The organism is Kitasatospora saccharophila, assembly GCF_039529925.1.
Classification (GTDB): Bacteria; Actinomycetota; Actinomycetes; order Streptomycetales; family Streptomycetaceae; genus Kitasatospora; species Kitasatospora saccharophila.
Genome location: NZ_BAAANS010000031.1, coordinates 83,737 through 100,657 on the forward strand (window position 1 = coordinate 83,737; position 16,921 = coordinate 100,657).

Below are 16,921 nucleotides of genomic sequence, written 5' to 3' on the forward strand. Positions count from 1 at the left end.
AGGTTGGGGGCCGGTTCCGACTGGCAGCTTCAAGCCCCACGGAAGCCCGAGAACCGAAGGAATGTGCAATGCCGCGAACACTGGTGCGTGATCTATCTGCTGCCATCGGCCAGGAGGTAACGGTCTACGGGTGGGTCAACACACTGCGACTCCAGCGCCGCCTCCAGTTTGTGATCGTGCGGGATCACACGGGCTTGGTCCAGGTGACCAACCTTCGCGACGAGGTGCCCACCGAGCTCGAGGAACTGATCGAGCACGGTATGCCTTCCGAGTCCGCGGTGAAGGTCACGGGAACCGTCGTCGCGGCGGAGAACGTGAAGCTCGGCGGCCTGGAGATCAAGCCCACTGCCATCGAGGTAGTTTCACGTGCCGAACCGCTGCCCATCGACCGCCAGACCGGGATCGACCAGCGTCTCGACTGGCGTTTCCTGGACCTGCGCCAGCCTGAGCGGCAACTCCTCTTCAAGGTACAGACCACCGTGGAGGAGGCGCTGCGCGAGTTCGCCTACGCGGAGGGGTGTACGGAACTGCACACCCCGAAGCTGATGGGAACCGCCTCCGAATCCGGAGCCGAGGTCTTCAATGTCAAGTACTTCGATCGCACCGCCTACCTCGCGCAGTCGCCGCAGTTCTACAAGCAGATGGCGATCGCCGGCGGTATCGACAAGGTCTTCGAGATCGGTCCGGTCTTCCGGGCCGAGCCCTCCTTTACCTCACGCCATGCCACTGAGTTCACCGGCCTGGACGTCGAGATTGCGTGGATCGACGGGGTTGAGGACGTCATGCGCTTCGAGGAGCAGATGCTGGTGCATGTCCTGCGCAAGGTGCATGAGCGTCATGCTGCTCAGATCTCGGAGTTGTTCGATATTGACGTGGTCGTACCGGAGGCCCCCTTCCCTCGCTACACCATGGCCGAGGCCCTTGAACTGCTGCGGGCGCGGGGCTGGGACCCGAAGGGCGAGAAGGACGACCTGGATCCCGAGGGTGAGCGGATGATGGCTGCCATCGCTGAGAAGCAGCACGGCAGCGAGTTCGTCTTCGTCACCGAGTTTCCCACATCGGTCCGGCCCTTCTACCACCTCCGCCCAGAGCACGACGCCTCGGTGACCGAGAGCTTCGATCTGCTCTGGAAAGGCCTGGAGATCACCACCGGTGCGCAGCGCGAGCACCGTTACGACGTGTTGGTGAAGCAGGCGGAGGAGAAGGGCATGAACCTCGAGCCTCTCGCCTCGTACACCGACTGCTTCCGCTTCGGCACCCCGCCACACGGCGGGTTCGGGGCCGGCCTGAACCGCATCATGATGGTGATGCTCGGTCTGGACAGTATCCGCGAGGCGATGTTCCTGTTCCGCGGACCGAACCGACTCACGCCCTGACGGTTGGCCGTGTGCGGCGAGGATGGCCATATCCTCGCCGCACACGCGGGCCGGCAGGTCACTAGGCCGTCGTAGCAGGCTTTCGGGCAACCACGAAGAGGTTGTTGCCTCGCTCGGCCAGACCCGGCTCTCCAGAGAGCCGGAGCTCGATGGCCTTGATGCGCTCGTAGGCCTCTGCATCCGAGAGGACCTGCTGGACGCCCACACTGGTTCCCTCGATCTGCGTCTCCTGGAAGCCGGGGTAGACCGCGACCGGGAACCCGGTGAGGACGGATACAGGCAGGTCGACGGAGCTCAGGGTCCCCGTCAGCTCGGACGGCGTGAACATGTGCATGTCCGGCATCTCGGGGGCGAACCGACCGCGTCGGTTGTGCGCGACGCTCTCCGCCTCGTCGAGTGCCCCGGTGAAGATGTTGAAGAACACGGCGTGGTAGCGGTTTGGCACGACCAGCACGGCCTGGCCGCCCGGCTTCAGAGCGGCCGCAATATTGCGAAGCACCTGCGGCACGTCGTCGACAAAGCCGAGTACGTTGTGGAAGCTGATAGCCAGGTCGAACTGCGCTTCACTCACATGCTTGTCCAGGTCGGCCAGGTCCCCGTTGATCACCTGGAACCGGTCGGCGTAGCCGTGGGCGGCGGCCTTGGCCTGAGCGTGTCGGGTCATGTCGGGCGACAGGTCGAACAGGACGCCTGAGGCGTTCTCGCGGGCACGCAGAAGCCGGTCACTCCAGCGACCGGTGCCGCCGCCTGCATCGAGGATCTTGGCACCCAGGGGAAGGGACGGCAGGACGTGATGCTCCAACAGGTTCCACAAGAGCTCGTCCGAGAGCCGCCAGTAGACCTGCTCGTCCACGCGGTCGTACCCGTCGGCCTTGCCGCGGAAGTACGTGGTGACTTCCTGGGAGTAGGTGTCCGTCATTGATGGCTCCTCATTAAGATGGAAATTTATATCCGTAAAAAAGTTCTACCGGACGGCCCAGCTGTTCGGCCTCAGGAAGAGGGCGGAATTGGAATGCTTGAGTTCTTGGGTTTGAAGGAAGATTCGGAGCGGGTTTATCTGGCGATGCTTGAGAATCCGAATTATGGCGTCGCCGAACTGGCCGAACAGTGCCGGATGCCCCCTCAGGAAATCAGGCAGGCGCTCGACGAACTCGTCGACATGGATCTCATCCAGCCGTCCCGCGAAAGCCCGGGACGACTGCGGGCGGTCAGCCCGCGGGTGGGCCTCGGTTCTCTACTGCGAAACAGGCAGCTGGAGCTCGAGCGCCTGCAGGAGGGACTGACCATCAGCAACGCTACGGTTCAGCGGCTGATCGCTGAGACCGACGGGCGCGATCCCGACGAGGGCGCCGGGGGCATCAAGCGGCTCGTCGGCATGAACTCCGTACAGCGCCGGCTCGAGGAGCTCTCGCAGCACGCGCAGACGGAGTGCCTCTCGCTCGTGCCCGGAGGCGGACAGTCCGCCGCGGTTCTCGAGAGCAGCCGCCGACTCGACGAGGATGCACTCAGGCGAGGGGTCACCATCCGTGCGGTCTACCTTGACAGCGCCCGGAAGGATCAGGCGACCATGGCCTACGCCCGCTGGTTGGCGGGAGCGGGTGGCGAGACGCGGACCACCCCGGTCCTCGCGTCGAGGATGGTGATAGTCGATCGCCGGGTCGCGCTGCTGCCCCTGGAACCGGGCAACTCTCGCGCTGGCGTGATCCAGGTCGAGGAACCGGGCGTTGTCGCAGCCCTGACCTCGTGGTTCGAGGAAATATGGTCAACTTCGGTTCCGATTGACAGTGACGTGGTGCGCGATAGGCAGAACCTGACCGGCCAGGAGCGGGAAGTCCTTCGGCTGCTGGGCCAGGGCCTCACCGACGAGATGGCAGGACGACGCCTTGGTGTCTCGCTTCGCACCGCACGCCGGATGATGGCCGACTTGATGAGCCGGCTCGGCGCGCAGAGCCGCTTCGAAGCTGGGGTGAAGGCTGCCGAGCAGGGCTGGGTCTCCTCAGCGGACATTGTGGCAGCGGCGGGTCAACAACGGCGAGAAGCGTAGGGCCGCCGACACGGCGTGCTCGGTTCGTGCCGGCAGCAGGAACAGTGGCACCGCATAGCTGGCGTGGTGCCAGAATGAGATGTCCAGCGTCGCCTTTACCGCTGCGTGGAAGGTCAGCGATACCGCGCCGAGCCACTCCCGGTGCCGCCAAGCGCATAGCAGTGCAACGGGAAAGAGAAGTTCGAAGAGCAGACTGAGCGCACTGGCGGAGACAGCCAGTCGGCGGTCCGTGCGTGCCAGCCGGCGTCCCAGGCGCGTTCCGAGCTCCGCCCAACTCCCGTGCAGGGTTCTGCCATCCAGCCAGCCGAGGCCGCCGACCCTGAGCTTGGCTACGCCGGACTGCAGGTAGACCCAGGCGTAGTAGAGCTGGAGGGCGGCCATCATTGCCGAGGCGGTCTCGGGGCTGGGTGCACGGTCTGGGTCTGCCAGGCTGCCGCGCGTATCCGTGACGGACAGCATCAGCAGCGCTAGGTTCAGGTTGGAGTTGTAATTCCAAGCCCGCTGGTCGAAGTGAGCGACGTGTCGCTGAAGCGCCGCGAATGCAGCGTTCGCGGCAAAGCGCACTCCTGCCTGCTCGCAGCCTAGCGTCCATGCCGCTACCGATATGAACGCCACCCCGCGAAGCGCCTCGTACTGGCGGGCATCCAGCATCGGCCGGGACCGGCCGGACGGTGCGCCGTCGAAACGGTACCGTTCAAGCGCTTCACCGGGCGGGAGCTTCCAGATGGTGCGGAGGATCGCCGCGCCTGTGGTGAGGCGGGCCAGGGCCAGCCGTTCGTGGGCCCCCTCCTGGTCGACGAAAATCTGACGGAACAGCGCTCCGGATCTGCTCATGATCAATTCTCCTGGTACTGCGGCTGGGGAGACGGGTCGCACTCGGCGACGAATCGCCACTGCGGCTGCGGCAGCTCTGCCGCGACAGCTGAAGGATCGTGCCGGTGGAGCAGCTCGGCGCTGACCACATAGGTGCGGTCCGAGGGATCGCACTGGTCGAAGTCCACCTCGACCAGGTACAGCTCCATGGCAGCGAAGCGCTGACCCGCTGGCGGCGCGAGAGCGGCCTTCACCTCGTCCCATCCGCGCCAGGGGCGGTCGTTAAGACGTGCAAGGACTTCACGGCAGAATTCTTCGCGGGCCGCGTGGTCCTGCTCGGTGAAGAAGATCCGCTCGAGGGTCGACACCACGCGGAAGAACTCCATCGGGAGCAGTCCCCAAGGATCCGCAGGCCCTACCTGCTGACCGTCGCCGGTGATCAGGCGGACCCGGAGTTGCCACGCGCGGGCGCGCTTGCGGTAGGCGAACATGTTGTACGAGCACCAGGGCCACCGGTTGGTGTTCCGCAGTGTGTGCCACAGCTGCACCGCAAGGACTCCGGAGGTGGCGGCGAGCGTCGCATGCCACGCGAACCGCCTCGTACTGCAACGCATGATCATCCGTTCTCGATCGGCCGGCAGAAGCAGCCTGCTGTGATTGGCCCGAGATGAGGTCAGGCCGCCCCGGCCGGGGGCGAGTCCCACCCGAAGCCTGTGCCGGCCTCGGCGGTGCCAGGCCCAGGGGCAGCTACCGCAGCGCCGCCCAGAACTGCGGCCGCCGCGATCAACGCGGCACCGACCAGGCGAACCAGACGAACACCCCACGACATGTCGTACCCCCGAATCTGAGCCGGCTTTCCCGGCTCAATACTGATCGTTTGCAGTCGCTGCTAGCGGCTGTGATCAGCAGTCTTCCCGGCAATTCGGGGCGTGGGAAGCAGTTGTTCCTGGCACCAACCGTCCTGGCACCAACCGTCCTTGCGCCAACCGTCCTGGCATCAACCGTCCTGGATCGACGCTGCAAGTGCCGAAATTTCCTCGGTCACGGCATGCGCGAGCTGCTGGGCGGTGTCTGAGGTGATTCCGTCGGCGCGGTGGGACAGCACCAGTTCCCAAGAGCCGTCTGGCTGCGGCACGGCCTCGACCACCAGTTCGAGGGCGGTGTACGGCGGTCTGACTCGTACGGCCTGCAGCGTCAGCCGGGGCCCGAGGTCGACGTGTGGGGGCTGCTGCTGGAGCACCACCCAGGTCTGGAACCAGGGATGCCGTCCGCGTTCGGGCCCCAACGCGCGGACCACCTCGTCGAAGGGCACCCGGGCGTGGCTTAGTGCCCCTACAACCTGGTGCGCTGCTTGCCGAAGCACCTCCGTCAGCGCGGTGTCGCGTACTGAGGCCAAGGGCACGGCCAGCGGGTTCACGAAGTAGCCCACGACCGACTCCAGGGCTGCTTCGGCACGGCCGGCAGTTGTCGTCCCTAGACAGACACCTGGTACGTCGAATGTTGTGGCCATCGCCCTGGCGACAACGGCCAGCAGGGAGGCGAGGGGAGGGCCTCCGGCACCGCGTGCGGCCCTGCTGAGGAGTGCCACTGTTTCCCGCGCGACCGTCACGGTGCACTCGAGGCGCGCAGCCTCGTTGGCAGAGCCGTCTTTCGGCGGCGGCAGCGCGGATGCTGGGACTGTTGCGAGGGTCCTTCGCCAGTGAGGCAGTTCGCCCCGAGCCCACTGGCTGCTGTTCCGCTGCTCCCAGACGCTGTAGCCGAGGTACGTCGCCGCGTCTGGTGGGAAGCCGGGGGAAGCGCCGAGAAGGCGTGCACGGTAAGCGGTACGCAGATCATCGATCAGCACCAGCTCCGACCAACCGTCGAAAGCAATGTGATGCACCTGGAGACAGAGCAGGTGCCGACGTTCGTCCCAGGTGACCAGCCGGGCCCGCAGTGACGGCTCGTCCTCCAAGGAGAAGGGTTGCCTCCACCAATCTGCGCAGGCTTGCTGAACCGTCTCTTCCAGTATCTGGGCTCGGTCGTCGCCGTCGGGCCATGACGGGCCTGGTCCGACCTGCTCCAGCGTTATCGTCGCCTGGTTCGGTGGCAACACCCGCTGCTCCGGAAGCTCATCCCCCCAGGAGTAGACCGTACGAAGGGCGGCGTGCCGGTCGACGATGTCCTGCAATGCCTTTGACAGTATCGTTCGGTCCAGTGGCCCGGTCAGCACATAGGCGAGAACGACCATGTTGTCGGCGGCGCCCGGGTTACTTTGTTCGGCCATCCAGAAGCGGCTCTGGGCAGCGGAGAGCGCCATGGGTCCGGTGGTTCCGCTGTCGAGGAACGAATCGCTGGCGGGTGCTCCGGGCGCTGCCGCATGCAGCGCTTCGAGGGAGCCTAGCCGGTAGATGTCCGCCACGGTGATCCGTGCCCCGAGCCTTCGACTCGCACGCATGGCAATACGCACCGCGTCAAGGGAGCTCACGCCGGCTTCGAAGAGGTCGTCACCGACGCGCAGCCCCGGGGAGTCGAGCAGGAGTCGCACTTCGTGCAGCAGGTCATTGATGTCGCCTGCTGATGGTGTGTCCGAGGGAACTGCTGGCGCGGCTCCCCTTCCGCTGATGTTCGGACCGATCAGCAGGCGTGCCACGGCGGCGGTGTCGACCTTCCCGGTGGCGCCCAGTGGCAGGTGCTCGACATGGCGTAGGAGGGTCGGAACCATCACACCGAGTAGGAAGCGTGCCGCCTCGGTGCGCAGCTCATTGTTGTCGGCAGGGTTACCGTCTACCGTGCTGTATGCACAGGCCAGTTCCGGGCGCCCGGCGACGTGCTCGATGCGGACGACGCAGCAGGACGAGACTGAGGGGTGTCGCTCAAGTACGGCTTCGACCTCGCCGGGTTCGATACGTACCCCGTTGATTTTGAATTGTCGGTCTGCCCGTCCTCGGTAGCGAAGCAGACCGTCGGGATCGGCCTGCGCGAGGTCGCCGGTGCGGTAGTGCCGTTCACCGTCCAGCAGGATGAACCTGCGGGCCGTCTCGGCCTCGTCTGCGAGGTAGCCCGTCGCCAGCCCGTCGCCGCTGATGGCAATCTCACCGATCTCCCCTCGGGAGACTTCTGCTCCCTCTGCGTCGAGCAGCCGGACGCCGGTGCGCGGCACGGGGCGGCCGATCGGGATTTCGGTGCTGTCCTCGGTGACGTCGGTAGGGGTGACCACATGTGTGGTTGCGAAGATCGTGCTTTCGGCCGGCCCGTAGCCGTTGACGAGGTGGAGTTCTGGGAATCGGGCGAGAACCTGACGCACGTGGCCGATCGACACACGTTCGCCTCCGATCATCAGCAGTTTCAGCATCCCGAGTAGGTCGGGGTCTTCTTCGGCGAACAGACTGAAAAGTGAGCTGGTCAGCCACATGCTGTTGACTCCGCGCTGCAGTGCTTCACGGAGCGCCTCGGCGTCGAGCTGTATCCCCGGGGAAAGCAGCACGCAGCGGCCGCCGTTCAGCAGTGGTGCCCACAACTCCAACGAGAGGCCGTCCCACGGCAGGGGCGCCGTCTGAAGGGAAACCGAGTCGGCGTCCAGCGGGAGGGTGGGGCAGCCGACCAGGGTCCGGATCGTCCCGCGATGGGGGGAGACGACGCCCTTGGGCCGACCGGTCGAGCCGGAGGTGAAGAAGACGCAGGCGGGTGCGGTTCCGGTCATTGCTACGGGCAGCCCCACGTTGGCTGAGCGCCCGGCCTCTTCCAAGTATCCTGGTGAACGTACTGCCAGACCCGCGTCGGCAGCGAACCGTACCGTGGGGTCTTCTGTCACGACAAGACGAGCCCCGCTACGCTCTACTACGTCCGCCAGGCGGTGCTCGGGCCAGCAGGGGTCCATTGCGACGTAAGCGGCCCCGCTGGTGAGGATGCCCAACAGCACGGCCACCAGTTCGGGTGATCGGTCCATCAGTACCGGGACGATATCCCCGGGCCGTACGTCGGAGGCCGCCAGTCCGCGGGCGATCCGGTGCGACCAGCCCGTGAGTTCGGCGTAGGTCACACGACGCTCGCCCTGTTCGAGCGCAACGGCTGTGGGGGTACGGGCCGCATGTTGGGCGACCACGCGCTCGATCCGGTCGCCCAGCGGGTAGGCGGGATCCGTGAGCCTGCTCATATGAGCTCCAGGGGCAACCAGGTGGTGCCCATAGTGAGGTTCGAACCTGGTCGGCGCAGTTCGCACGCCGGGCAGAGCTGCTGGCCGCCGGCCGGCAGCCGTTCGGAGAGCGAAGCCGGGCCCCTCTTGCGGTGGGCGTTGGTGAGGCCGGCAGCAGCCGTTCCGGGGGCCGTTCGTGCGGGGATCTGGGTCGTCAAATCAGTGCGCCGCCTTCCGCTGCCTCGTCGAGCGCGCGAGCAAGGTCGGCCAATATTGAGTTCCGCAGGACGATCCCGGCCTCGAGGGCGATCCCTCGGCCGCGCCGGATCTGGCTCTGCATCCGGAACGCCAGGAGTGAGTGACCTCCCAGGACGAAGAAGTCGTCATTGCGACTGACGTGCTCGATGCCGAACAGTCGCTCCCACAGCTCGGCCAGATAGCGCTCGCTATCGGTGGTTGGGGCATCGAAGCTTTTCTGGCGCAGTCGGTGCTGTTCCAGCATCTCTGCCAGGGCCGCCTGGTCGCGTTTGCCGTGCTCGCCCTCGGGGATGGCCGACACTGCGACGAAGTGTGCGGGGACCATGAAGTCCGGAAGTTCCGCCGCGGCGTGCTGCCGGAGCTCACGTATCGTCAATCCGGATGCCATGACCACGAAGGCCACGAGGTGGCGGTTGTCCCCGTCTCCCGAGGCCAGGACTACCGCTTCCGGGACACCTGGGTGCCGCCGCAAGCCCCGCTCCACCTCTCCAGGCTCTACCCGGTATCCGCGGATCTTGACCTGGCAGTCGGTGCGTCCGATGAATTCCAGGCGCGAATCCTCGTCTTGGCGGGCGAGGTCGCCGGTGCGGTAGAGCCGGGACGGCCCGGAGGGGAATGGGCTTGTCACGAAACGCTCGTCGGTGAGGTCCGGTCGGCCCAGGTAGCCTCGAGCCACGCCGGGGCCTCCGACGTACATCTCCCCGACCTCGCCCTGGGCCACCGGTTCCATGGTCGGCGACAGCACGTGGACGGTCACGCATGCCAGCGGTCGGCCGATCGGGACGGAGTCGAGCTCCGTCTCAGCTGCCGTCACCCGCTGGAATGTGCAGGCAGTGGTGATCTCCGCCGGTCCGTACAGGTTGTAGAGTTCGCCCTCGAACTGGCCGGCCAGCAGGTCGCGGCATGTGGCTGGCAGCAGCACGTCGCCTCCGGTCAGCAAGATCCGCAGCGGGGAGAAGGCATCCCGGTCCTCTCGCACCACGTGGTTGACGACCATGGTCGGCACCAGCATCGCGGTGATCCGGCGGCGCCTCATTTCCCTCTGGAAGCCGGCCGCCAGCAGCTCCGGAACCGGCGGCAGGACATGCACCTCCGCTCCCTGGGCCAGTGTGCTCCACATCTCGAAGTGGAATGCGTCGAAGGACAGGCTGGAAATCTGACCTGTCCGGTCCTCCTCCGGCCGCAACACCGGCAGATCCTCGTTGCAGGCGAACGAGATGATGTTGCGGTGTTCCAGCACGATCGCCTTAGGCGTGCCGGAGGAGCCCGAGGTGAACAGCACACTCGCAGCGTTCTCCGGCCGAACCGCACTGGGTTGCGGCTCGGTCTGCAGGGTTGCCGTCCCAGGCTCAAAGGGACCGCTGCGGAACGGTAGCGCGGGAACGCCGAGGTGGCCTATCCGGTCGTCCCACTCTGGTCGGGTCACCACCAGCCTGGCACCGCTGTCGGCAATCATGCGGTCCCGGCGGGAGTCCGGGTAGCGCGTGTCGACTGCGACGTAACAGCCACCCGCCTTGAGGATCCCGAGAATCGCCACGAAAACGTCAACCGAGCGGTCGAGGTACAACGCGATCCGGTCCTCGGTTCGGATGCCCCTGTCCCGCAGCTGCTCGGCCAGGGCATCAGATCGGCGATCGAGCTCGGCGTAGGTGAGGCTGTGGGTGTCGTCGCTCACTGCGGGACGGTTGGCGTGGGCAGCCGCACTGCGAGCGAAGAGCGCGGTCAACGTTTCGGATTCGTGGGTGGATTTCAGTGGAACAGACATGTCTTTCTCCATAGTGAGGCCGCGCAGACATGGCGGGGCCCTCGCTCAGACCATGGGGGCGAAGAAGAAGGTGTCACGGCGCTTGAACAGGCCGTGCTCACACCCGGTGAAGAAGTCCGCGAACTTCAGTTGCACCGCCCGACCGTCGCGCAGGGTGCCGCAAAAGTCTCCCCAGACAGCGACCTGGTGGTGGTCCCGGACGACGTGACGCACCGTGTGCCGACCCTCATCGATGACCCGTTGGGTCGAGTAGAACGCGGCGAGTCCGGCGCGCCCTACGATCGGCGCGTAGCCGGGTCGGTGGTAGGTGGCATCGTCGCTGAACAGGGAGAGCAGACCCCTGATGTCCCCGCGATCGACGCAGGAGTAGTAGCGGTGCACCTGGCGGACGATGTGATCCTTGTCCTCAGCCATCACGACACCGCCGCCCGGTCCGCTGACTCATCCGTGACAACGCTCGTGGCCTTGTCCGGATCAGTGCACCAAGCGTCGTTCCGGAACCAGTGCCGGCTGAGCCCGAAAGCCAGCGCCACCACGGCGCAGGCAATCGCCAGAACTTCGATGAAGATCGTGCCGGACGGCCCTCCGGCGTAGGCCCCGGCCTCGAACGGGCCGGCCACGAAGCCCAACGAGACGACACTGCTGTAGGCGGCGTTGTACCGACCGCGGGCGTTCTCGGGTGCGAGCGCGTTCACCAGCACGGGCATTCCGGCCGCATAGAAGGTCTCAGCGACCGCGAAGAGCCCCATCGCCACGACCAGTACGGCCAGAGCAGCAAGCCCCCGCCCGGCAAGGGACGCCAGGGGCACCAGGAGCCACGTTCCTGTCCACAGCACGGCCGCAACGGTGACGGCGCGAGTGTGCCGGATGCGCTTGAGCACGCGGTGGAGGAGCAGCTGCGAGGTGATCACACAGACCGTGTTGACCGCGAACAGAACACCCAGGCCCGATGAGGTGACGACCCCTCGAGTCGTCAGGTACACCGGTAGCCCGGACTCCAGTTGGGCGTAGCTGGCAAGGAACAGCAGCCCGCCCAGGACCAAGACCGCCAGGAACAGCGGATGCCGCAGCACGACCGCGTAGGAAGCACCATCCGTGCTGTGTCGCTTGTCCCGGTCTTCGGAACGAGCACCGGTGCGCACCCCGACGGCGATGCCCAAGGCGACCAGGGCACAGCTCGCGGCGTCGGCCAGGTACAGGCCGCGGAACGTCGCCGGATGGGACACAGATGCCAATGCCGCGCCAATGAGCGCGCCGAGGCCGCTGGCGGCATTGGCGCCGGTCAGATTCGTGGTGAAGACCACGGGGAGCACCTCGGCCGGGGCGCTGGCCGAGTACATGGCGCCCCAGGCTGCCCCGCCGCCTGCTCCGAGGCCGACCACAAGGGCGGCCGCGATGAATTCCCAGCCCCGATCGGCGAAGGCGTAGGCGGCAATGCCGGCTGTCTGAACCGAAAGGTGCAGTACGGCAGCTGTTTCAGGACTTCGCCGGTCGGTCAGCCACCCTGCGAGGGGCGCGCCGAGGACAACGCCAACAGAGCTCACGGCTACCGCCGATGTGGCCACGGTCACGTCGAGTCCGCGCACGTTGTGCACGTAAACGACCATGAACGGCATGATCAGGCCGGTGCCGAGATTGTTGATCATGGCGAGCAGCAGCAGCCGTTTGGTGAGTGCGGGCAGCGCCCGCACGTCTCTCAGCAGGGACACGGTGGTCCACCCTTTTGTCGGGCCAGGGGACGGGAGATCTGCTCAGGCACGCAGCCACACCCACCTGGTGAGGCAGCCGACCGCCCCGTCCACGGCGATGAAAATCTTGATCGGCAGCTGGTCTGCGATGGTCAGGCCGGCGGAGGTGGATCCCGTGAACTCCACGCTGCGTGCTTCGCCCGGCGAAAGCTCGAACGAGTGGCTTTCCGCCATAGAGCAGTGGAACCTCTCCTCCTGCTGGAAGGAGGCGCCCACTGCGACGCTCACGTGACTGTGCGGCGGAGCGGTGACGGTGACGCGGAAGGGGAACGATTCGCCGCAGCGGACCTGGGCAGGGCCATCCGTGACTACCAGGCCCGAAAGCTCCTCAGCTCCCGAAGCTATCTCTCCGCAGCGAACGCAGACGTGGTAGCAGAGCTCGGCTCCTGCACCGGCGGCCGGCCGGATCCGGTGTCGCAGCAGTGCTGTGATCCCGCACTGGGGACACCGGGACGGTTCGGCCTCGGACTGTGTCGACCACGGCTCGGGCCAGTTCTCGGTGAACGAATAGAAGTTCCGGCGAATCCAGTCCGTCTCCCGCTCGACTATGCCGACCTGCATGTCGGTGAGCTCGGCAACCGCCGCGGCGAAGTCCGCGTCGGCCTGCTCGGCGTCTTGCACGGTGCACGCCTGGCCGTGGGCCCGCAGCGCTGCGACGGCTTGTCGGTGGATGCCGTCGAGTCGCTGCTGATCGCTGGTCAGCCCCATGCTGGTCAGGGAGCGGAGTCGGTCCAGCCACGGTCGGATCCGCTGCGACCACAGCTCGGCCGAGTTGCCGGGGCCCTCCACCACCTTGCCGCCGGCGCGTCCTGCTGCCTGCGTCAGCAGCCAGCAGGACTGGCCGTCCCTACGCGGTACGGCCAGCGGGCCCGTCGCATTGGCCGGCAGCAGCAGCGCACTGTCCGCGAGCACGGCTCCGGGGCCCGCTGTCACCTCGACTACCTGCGCCGCCGATGTCACGCGTTCCACGCTGGCCCCGGCCAGCGGCACCAGACCGGCATCACCGAACAGGCCCAGTCGGCCGAGGGCACTGGGATCTGCCGCGATGGCCCCGTTTACTTCGGCGAGTGCGTCCCCGAGCGACAGTCCGGACCGCACCAGCGCCGTGAACAGCTGCGATGCCTCCGGCAAGCCTCCGCGAGTGCCCACCGCGCAGGCAACGGCCACGGCGCTGCCTTCGAGGAAGGCCAGTGGCAGGGAGACGTCGGTTGCGATGCTGCCCTCGCCGATCTGGGCGGTCCTGCAGCTGTCGAGCACGACGAAGGCGCCACGGACCTCGGCGGCGCGCAGGTGGTTGGTGGGCAAGACGTCGTCACGCCAGCAGCGGTCGCTCTGCTGGCATGCGGCTGGGTTGGCGGACCAGTCCGTGCCGATCTGCACGGGAACCGCCGCCCGCGGCGCGGGTTCACCAGTGCTGCTGCGACCGCAGATGCCGCCACCGTTCAGGTGCATCAGGCAGTCGCGAGCGTGTCCGCGTCCGGCCATGACCGCGACTCCGGAACCAAGGGCGTCGTTCAGCGCGCGGGGCGTGGCATCCAGTCCCGCCAGCCTGCCTGGCCGCTCGTTCTCGTCGGCCAGCGCGTCAAAGGAGAGGTCGCCCATCGCGGCAGCGACCAGCGGACCGAACAGGATCGTCCGAGCCACCAGGGCGCTGGCAGACGCCAGGGTCCGCGCGGTCAGGAGGCCGATCGGCGCATCGGGCGGAAGCACCGCGAGCATCTGCGGGGTCACCAGTCGGGGCCCCGCCACGATGGTCACCGGGGTCGTCGCCGCCGCGCTGATCGCCTGCTCGAGGCTGCCCTCTTGCAGTTCCCGGCCCGTGCATCGAGCCAGGAGTTGTGCCACCGGCGCGTACTCCGCGTCCGCGGCAAACACCACGCCTCGCCAGGACTCCTCGGGTTGCGCCGGCGCGGCGTGCAGTGCGTCGTACATCGCCAGCGAGGCGAGAAACTGGTCCCACGCCGTGTTCAGTACCGGGATCGGCGTGTGATCGTCCTCGGCCTTGGCAGCAAGGCGCGCGTACTCCGCGGCGGTGTCCACCGCGGCCACTGTTCGGCCGGCAATGCGCACCGACCGATATCGGTTCAGGTCTGCTTCCAAGATCATCTCCCAGCTCGTGCCCGTTCCGGTTCTCACGGTGCGAGGGTCACGCCGTTGAGGCGGGGGGCGAGCTGAAGCTCACGTATGTCCTGCTGCTGCAGCACCCACATCAGCCAGCGCTCCACTCCGAGGCCGAAGCCCGACGTGTGCATGGGGCGCTCCTGCTTCATGCGCACGTACCACTCGTAGTCCGCCTCGGGAACCTGGTGGTGGTTGAGCGCGGCGCGCGTCTGTGCGCCATCGACGTGGCGCTCGCCGCATCCGACGATCTCGCCGAGGCCGAAGAGCAGGTCACCGTTGAGCGCGGTGCGGCCCTCGTCGTCTCCGTATGCCTGGTAGAAGGGCACCGAGAGGTGGTCGTAGTGCGTCACCCACAGGATCGGGCTGACCTCTGCCAGCAGGCGCTGCTCTCCGTGCCGGGTGAGGGTGCGCCAGCCGGCGTGGTTGCGCACGGCTGCCGGGTCGGAGCCGAGGTGCGCGACCGCCTCGTCGAAGGTGATCCGCGGGAACGCGTCGAGCTTCACCATCTCGTTCAGGTGGTCGGTGCTGCCGACCAGCTCGCCAACGGTGTCGTTGTGCCGCTCCAGGACGTCCTTGGCGAGGCGGCGCATGTAGGCGTCCACAACGGTGATGACATCGTCCAGGCCGCCGGGGACTTCGGCCTCGCTGTGGAAGAACTGGTTCAGGTGCGATTCGTCGCAGTCTTCGCCGCGGAAGCTCGGCATCAGGTACCAGGCGCCGTTCGGGCTGAGGCGGCAGCCGTACTCGAGCATGAACTGCATCGAGTCGGCAAGGAACGTACGCTCGCCGAAGAGGTCGACGGCCACGGGCAGGGAGTCGCTGCCGAGACCCATAGGGCTGGAGATGCTGCCGGTCGTAATCGGCAGGTGCACCGACTTGACTCCGCGCGCGGACCAGAACGCCGCGGTGCTTGTGGTGACCAGGTCCTGCAGGTCGACCAGAGTCCTGTACAGGGGGTTGTCCAGAATCTCCAGGAAGCGGTCCTTCGAGGGGCGCCAGCCGCCATGCGTGAAGTCGTGAGTTGCAGTCAAGATATCCTCCATACGGGAAATGTGAGATATGCCCGAACGGCTGGGGGCAGCAGTTGATCGGCCCGAGGGTCCCGCTTCGGACAGAGTTGAAAGAGATGCGGTCAGCGGCCCATTTCGGGGCCGACCACGGTGTGGGCCTGGATCTCGAAGATCCAGTCAGCCAGTTGCCAATGACTGCGCAGGCCCCTTGTCACGACGGCCAGGGCCGAGGCCATGGCAGTCGTGGTGCTGCTGGCGGTCAAGAACACCCAGACGTCGATGCGGCCTGAGCTCGTTCGGACCGTTAGATGCTCGAACTCCGCAGGATCATCCGATGTTTCGCGGATTGCCCGGTGCACTGAAATCGGGTCCACGACCGAGATGCACACCACGGGAGCTCGCAGCGTGACAACAACTATGTGCATGCGCCTTGTCGCACCTCCCCATGGCAGCTCGGGTGCGCGGCAGGAGTCAGCGGATCCGCAGGGCAGGGGTCCACCTCCTGACGAACGAAGTACTGGCGCCTGGATGTCCGCAGTTCAGCTGCGGTGTGCACCAGTCTGATCCGGAGTTGAGTCGACAGAGAAGTGGTCCCATGTGGCATCAACCGTCCTGGCATCAACCGTCCTCGGACACTGGGCTGCCCAGCCCATACGATCGGACAGGGGCGCCCCGAGACGCCTCGTCCCGCTTCTCAGGCACAGGATGCTCCCCTCTCCACACGTCGACTTCGCACCGCAGGGGCAGCCCGTGAACATCCTTCGCCCGGTCCTGAGATCCCCGGCTGGCAAGTCGTTGCCCGCAATACTGATCTATGACGGTGAGTGCGGCTTCTGCCGCTGGTCCTTGAGCCAACTGGCACGCGTCATGCCAAGCCGCCCGGACTTTCGGGCTTGGCAGTCGATCGACCTCGACCAGTACGGACTTTCGCCGCAGCAGACTTCCGTCGAGGCGTGGTGGGTGGACTCCACGGGCGCATACGGCGGCCATCGCGCCTTCGGTCGATGGCTGGCTGCTTGCGGGCGCCCCTGGAGCTGGCTCGGAAGCGCAATGACGTGCCCGCCACTGTCCGCGCTGACGGCTCTCGGATACCGCGTCATTGCCAGGCATCGTCACCGGATACCCGGACCATGGGCCCGTAAATGCACTGTTCTGCCGCAGAGTCACTCGGCGCCCGGGGGGTCGAAGCCGCAGGCCGGCAAGCCAGCGATGGGGGGCAGACCGGAGGCACTGCTTTGATTCGACACACAGCTCCCCCGATAGCCCAGCCGCGCACACCGACTGAACCATCTGCCGTTCGCAGGCTTCTTGCGCTCAATGAGCGTTTTCAGCTTCGCCACCCCAGGGTGACGCCCGGCCCTCGCTTGAGTCCTGGAAGCTCCTCGGCTGTCCCCGCCGGGCACAGTGGGTTGTTGATCGTGGGAAGGGATGGAACGCACGCTCGAAGTACCATCCCTGCAAGGTTCTCCGGCCGATACTTCCCAACCTTCGCAGTGGCGTAGTCGGACGGAGACATACCCGTAGAGGACAGAGGGCAGAGGGCGATGAGTGTGACTGAGAGTTGGTCGCGTGTGATGAGAAGCGATTCCCAAACCGAAGGTAGGGTCACGTTTTCGCAGGTGAGGTGTGTGGCCGTCGCTCGGTAGGCATGCTCGGACCGTCATGTCGGTGC

General features: G+C 66.4%; 13 protein-coding genes. 3 read left to right on the plus strand and 10 right to left on the minus strand.

Annotation, left to right across the window (positions count from 1 at the left end; genetic code table 11):
- Positions 1 to 68 precede the first annotated feature (68 nt).
- The gene (gene aspS, locus ABD345_RS22700) at positions 69 to 1,376 is read left to right on the plus strand and encodes an aspartate--tRNA(Asn) ligase (protein ID WP_344554412.1); all 1,308 of its coding nucleotides are present in this window, start codon (positions 69 to 71) and stop codon (positions 1,374 to 1,376) included.
- 61 nt (positions 1,377 to 1,437) lie between these two features.
- Here the strand turns inward: aspS and ABD345_RS22705 are convergent, their stop codons facing one another.
- The gene (locus ABD345_RS22705; RefSeq protein ID WP_344554413.1) at positions 1,438 to 2,295 is read right to left on the minus strand and encodes a methyltransferase domain-containing protein; all 858 of its coding nucleotides are present in this window, start codon (positions 2,293 to 2,295) and stop codon (positions 1,438 to 1,440) included.
- A 93-nt stretch (positions 2,296 to 2,388) separates the two neighbouring features.
- On the opposite strand from ABD345_RS22705, the gene ABD345_RS22710 reads away from it, so the two are divergent.
- The gene (locus ABD345_RS22710) at positions 2,389 to 3,420 is read left to right on the plus strand and encodes a helix-turn-helix transcriptional regulator (RefSeq protein WP_344554415.1); all 1,032 of its coding nucleotides are present in this window, start codon (positions 2,389 to 2,391) and stop codon (positions 3,418 to 3,420) included.
- Here ABD345_RS22710 and ABD345_RS22715 read toward each other — a convergent pair.
- The 9 genes from ABD345_RS22715 to ABD345_RS22755 all read right to left on the minus strand — a co-directional run bounded on the left by ABD345_RS22715 (position 3,373) and on the right by ABD345_RS22755 (position 15,641).
- On the minus strand, positions 3,373 to 4,254 hold the full coding sequence (locus ABD345_RS22715; RefSeq protein WP_344554417.1) for a hypothetical protein: 882 nt from the start codon (positions 4,252 to 4,254) through the stop codon (positions 3,373 to 3,375). The genes ABD345_RS22710 and ABD345_RS22715 overlap by 48 nt on opposite strands.
- Positions 4,255 to 4,256: 2 nt before the next feature.
- Positions 4,257 to 4,724, minus strand: a complete 468-nt coding sequence (locus tag ABD345_RS22720; RefSeq protein ID WP_344554418.1) for a hypothetical protein — start codon at positions 4,722 to 4,724, stop codon at positions 4,257 to 4,259.
- A 506-nt stretch (positions 4,725 to 5,230) separates the two neighbouring features.
- Complete coding sequence (locus ABD345_RS22725) at positions 5,231 to 8,368, minus strand: amino acid adenylation domain-containing protein (RefSeq protein ID WP_344554420.1); 3,138 nt, start codon at positions 8,366 to 8,368, stop codon at positions 5,231 to 5,233.
- 193 nt (positions 8,369 to 8,561) lie between these two features.
- On the minus strand, positions 8,562 to 10,382 hold the full coding sequence (locus ABD345_RS22730; RefSeq protein ID WP_344554421.1) for a non-ribosomal peptide synthetase: 1,821 nt from the start codon (positions 10,380 to 10,382) through the stop codon (positions 8,562 to 8,564).
- A gap of 33 nt (positions 10,383 to 10,415) precedes the next feature.
- Positions 10,416 to 10,784, minus strand: a complete 369-nt coding sequence (locus ABD345_RS22735; RefSeq protein ID WP_344554423.1) for a nuclear transport factor 2 family protein — start codon at positions 10,782 to 10,784, stop codon at positions 10,416 to 10,418.
- Positions 10,784 to 12,079 carry an MFS transporter gene (locus ABD345_RS22740; RefSeq protein ID WP_344554425.1) on the minus strand — a complete coding sequence of 432 codons (1,296 nt, stop codon included), beginning with the start codon at positions 12,077 to 12,079 and terminating at the stop codon, positions 10,784 to 10,786. Before ABD345_RS22740 ends, ABD345_RS22735 begins: the two co-directional genes overlap by 1 nt.
- Positions 12,080 to 12,121: 42 nt before the next feature.
- Entirely contained in the window at positions 12,122 to 14,218 is a 2,097-nt protein-coding gene (locus ABD345_RS22745; protein ID WP_344554427.1) for a hypothetical protein, read from the minus strand.
- Between the two features lie 32 nt (positions 14,219 to 14,250).
- Positions 14,251 to 15,270, minus strand: a complete 1,020-nt coding sequence (locus ABD345_RS22750) for an amino acid--tRNA ligase-related protein (RefSeq protein ID WP_344554429.1) — start codon at positions 15,268 to 15,270, stop codon at positions 14,251 to 14,253.
- Between the two features lie 101 nt (positions 15,271 to 15,371).
- Complete coding sequence (locus ABD345_RS22755; protein ID WP_344554431.1) at positions 15,372 to 15,641, minus strand: hypothetical protein; 270 nt, start codon at positions 15,639 to 15,641, stop codon at positions 15,372 to 15,374.
- Between the two features lie 313 nt (positions 15,642 to 15,954).
- On the opposite strand from ABD345_RS22755, the gene ABD345_RS40330 reads away from it, so the two are divergent.
- A complete protein-coding gene (locus ABD345_RS40330) occupies positions 15,955 to 16,488 on the plus strand; it encodes a thiol-disulfide oxidoreductase DCC family protein (RefSeq protein WP_425556865.1) in 534 nt (177 codons plus the stop codon).
- The last annotated feature ends 433 nt before the right edge of the window (positions 16,489 to 16,921 follow it).

What these genes read in the sequence shown, in the direction of transcription:
- aspS (WP_344554412.1), top strand. Translation starts at nt 69, where the DNA reads ATGCCGCGAACACTGGTGCGTGATCTATCTGCTGCCATCGGCCAGGAG.
- ABD345_RS22705 (WP_344554413.1), bottom strand. Translation starts at nt 2,295, where the DNA reads ATGACGGACACCTACTCCCAGGAAGTCACCACGTACTTCCGCGGCAAG.
- ABD345_RS22710 (WP_344554415.1), top strand. Translation starts at nt 2,389, where the DNA reads ATGCTTGAGTTCTTGGGTTTGAAGGAAGATTCGGAGCGGGTTTATCTG.
- ABD345_RS22715 (WP_344554417.1), bottom strand. Translation starts at nt 4,254, where the DNA reads ATGAGCAGATCCGGAGCGCTGTTCCGTCAGATTTTCGTCGACCAGGAG.
- ABD345_RS22720 (WP_344554418.1), bottom strand. Translation starts at nt 4,724, where the DNA reads ATGTTCGCCTACCGCAAGCGCGCCCGCGCGTGGCAACTCCGGGTCCGC.
- ABD345_RS22725 (WP_344554420.1), bottom strand. Translation starts at nt 8,368, where the DNA reads ATGAGCAGGCTCACGGATCCCGCCTACCCGCTGGGCGACCGGATCGAG.
- ABD345_RS22730 (WP_344554421.1), bottom strand. Translation starts at nt 10,382, where the DNA reads ATGGAGAAAGACATGTCTGTTCCACTGAAATCCACCCACGAATCCGAA.
- ABD345_RS22735 (WP_344554423.1), bottom strand. Translation starts at nt 10,784, where the DNA reads ATGGCTGAGGACAAGGATCACATCGTCCGCCAGGTGCACCGCTACTAC.
- ABD345_RS40330 (WP_425556865.1), top strand. Translation starts at nt 15,955, where the DNA reads ATGCTCCCCTCTCCACACGTCGACTTCGCACCGCAGGGGCAGCCCGTG.